This window comes from Streptococcus parasanguinis (assembly GCF_001578955.1).
Taxonomy (GTDB): Bacteria; Bacillota; Bacilli; order Lactobacillales; family Streptococcaceae; genus Streptococcus; species Streptococcus parasanguinis_U.
The window spans coordinates 15,194-17,696 of the sequence record NZ_KQ969692.1; the positions used below are offsets into that span (position 1 = coordinate 15,194).

The 2,503-nt window shown below is 41.7% G+C and carries 3 protein-coding genes; all 3 read right to left on the reverse strand.

The features are described 5' to 3' along the window. Positions 1 to 27 precede the first annotated feature (27 nt). The gene (gene glnA / locus SPADD19_RS08405) at positions 28 to 1,374 is read right to left on the reverse strand and encodes a type I glutamate--ammonia ligase (protein ID WP_003016943.1); all 1,347 of its coding nucleotides are present in this window, start codon (positions 1,372 to 1,374) and stop codon (positions 28 to 30) included. A 39-nt stretch (positions 1,375 to 1,413) separates the two neighbouring features. Further along, positions 1,414 to 1,773, reverse strand: a complete 360-nt coding sequence (locus SPADD19_RS08410; protein WP_014713966.1) for a MerR family transcriptional regulator — start codon at positions 1,771 to 1,773, stop codon at positions 1,414 to 1,416. A gap of 67 nt (positions 1,774 to 1,840) precedes the next feature. Next, positions 1,841 to 2,374, reverse strand: a complete 534-nt coding sequence (locus SPADD19_RS08415; RefSeq protein WP_003008874.1) for an FUSC family protein — start codon at positions 2,372 to 2,374, stop codon at positions 1,841 to 1,843. Positions 2,375 to 2,503 lie beyond the last annotated feature (129 nt).

Consider the following 2,503-nt stretch of genomic DNA (forward strand, 5'->3'; position numbering starts at 1 on the left):
GTGTCCTAGCCTCTTTACTCTTGTTTCTTAATAAAGATCTAAATAGTTGTCTACTTCCCATTGGGATACGAAGGTCGCATAGCTTGCCCATTCGATTCGTTTGGCTTCAAGGAAGCTGGTGTAAATATGTTCACCCAAAGCAGCTTTCACCACTTCGTCTTCTGTCAAGGCTTTCAAAGCATTGTGAAGGGTAGAAGGGAGATCTGTGATTCCAGCTGCTCTACGTTCTTCCGGTGTCATCACATAGATATTTTCTTCGATCGGAGCAGGTGCTTCGATTTTATTTTCAATCCCGTGAAGGCCAACTTCAAGCAAGACTGCCAAGGCTACATAAGGATTAGCCATTGGGTCTACGGAACGCAATTCTAAACGAGTTCCCATACCACGTGATGCTGGCACACGTACCAATGGGGAACGGTTGCGACCTGCCCAAGCGATATAAACAGGTGCTTCATATCCAGGAACCAAACGTTTATAAGAGTTGACGGTTGGGTTTGTCACCGCTGTAAAGTTATATGCATGCTTGATCAAGCCACCCAAGAAGTGATAAGCTGTTTCTGACAATTGCATGCCCTTTGGATCTTCTGGATCAAAGAAGGCATTGTTGCCATCTTGGTCAAAGAGAGACATATTACAGTGCATACCTGATCCGGCAATTCCAAATTTTGGTTTGGCCATAAAGGTTGCATACAAGCCGTGTTTACGAGCGATAGTCTTCACAACGAGTTTAAAGATTTGGATCTTGTCACAAGCGCGGAGCACTTCGTCATACTTAAAGTCGATTTCATGCTGACCAACGGCTACTTCGTGGTGACTGGCTTCTACTTCAAAACCCATCTTGGTCAAGACATTTACGATTTCACGACGAGTATTATCTGCAAGATCTGTTGGAGCCAAGTCAAAATAGCCACCTTTGTCGTTTACTTCCAGAGTTGGATCTCCATTTTCGTCCAACTTAAAGAGGAAGAATTCTGGTTCTGGTCCAAGGTTAAAGGATTTGAAGCCAAGTTCTTCCATATGACGAAGGGCCCGTTTCAAGTTGCCACGTGGGTCTCCTGCAAATGGTTCTCCTTCTGTCGTATAGACATCACAGATCAAGCCAGCTACGCTACCATTTTCATCTCCCCAAGGGAAGACTGTCCATGTATCCAAATCTGGGTAAAGATACATATCTGACTCGTTGATACGGACAAATCCTTCGATAGAAGAACCATCAAACATGGCTTTGTTTGAAAGAACCTTGTCCAGTTGCTCATCGGTAGCTGGAATTTCGACGTTCTTCATGGTTCCCAAAATATCAGAGAACATCAAGCGAATAAAAGTAACATTTTTTTCTTTTACTTCACGGCGAATATCTGCAGCAGTAATTGACATTTTTGTCTCCTTAAAATAGATTACAAGCTTATGAAATGATCAACGAAATTGACCATATGGCGATGGGGAAGATGTGAAGCGACTTTGCTGAAGAATGTCGCGATGAAGAGCCTTACGAATGGCTTCTTGGCTGACCACCTTGGTTTGCTCTTGCTCTTTTTCCGCATATCTCTTCTTGATATCCGCAATATTCAAACCATCTGAAATATAATCTTTGATCTCAAGCAGACGGTCCATATTGTCCAATGAATACATGCGGCGATTGCCTTCTGTTCGATCAGGAGAAATTAACCCTTGATCTTCATAATAACGAATCTGACGAGCTGTCAAGTCGGTCAACTTCATAACACTTCCGATCGGGAAGACAGCCAGTGAGCGTCGTAATTCCTTTTCCTTCATACCATTCCTCTTTCTATTCTATTATATCGAAAAAAAAATCTATGTCAAGATTAAATGTTATATAATCTTACATAGGTTTTTTGTGTTTCTTGAGAAAATCTCGAATGCGATCGACATCCGAATTGACCAAAATCGCAACAAAAACGCCGATAAAGGTCTCAAATATTCGGGCAAAAACATACAAGAAGGTTTCTCCGTTAGGAATCGAGAGAGTAATGATCAGCATTGCCGAAACTCCTCCGATAATTCCTGCTTTATTATTCATAGCGACATTTGTCATAATGGTTAACATAGTCGCAATTGGGACAAAAATCAGAGTCACCCAATACGCCCCATGAAAGAGCGTTTTTAAAAGGAAGAACAAAACAGCATAAAAACCTCCGATACTATTGCCCATGACACGCGAAGCCCCGAAGTGGACACTCTTATCAAAGTCTTCCCTCAAACTAAAAACAGCTGTCAAGGTCCCGATCTGAAGGCCGCGCCAGCCAAATATTCCAAAAATAAGTAGTACTATAAAAACGGCAATCCCTGTTTTAAAGGTTCTCATCCCCAAACGGAATTTTGACCAATCAAATTTGTGTCGTTTAAAGTAATCCATGGTCACCTATCTTTCTATCTCTATTATTCTACCATATTTTCAGAAAGGAGAGAACAGGTAAAAATAGAAAGAAAAGAGAGTGGGACAGAAATCGGTAATTCGTTAGAATTCTATTTCGTCGTCCCACCT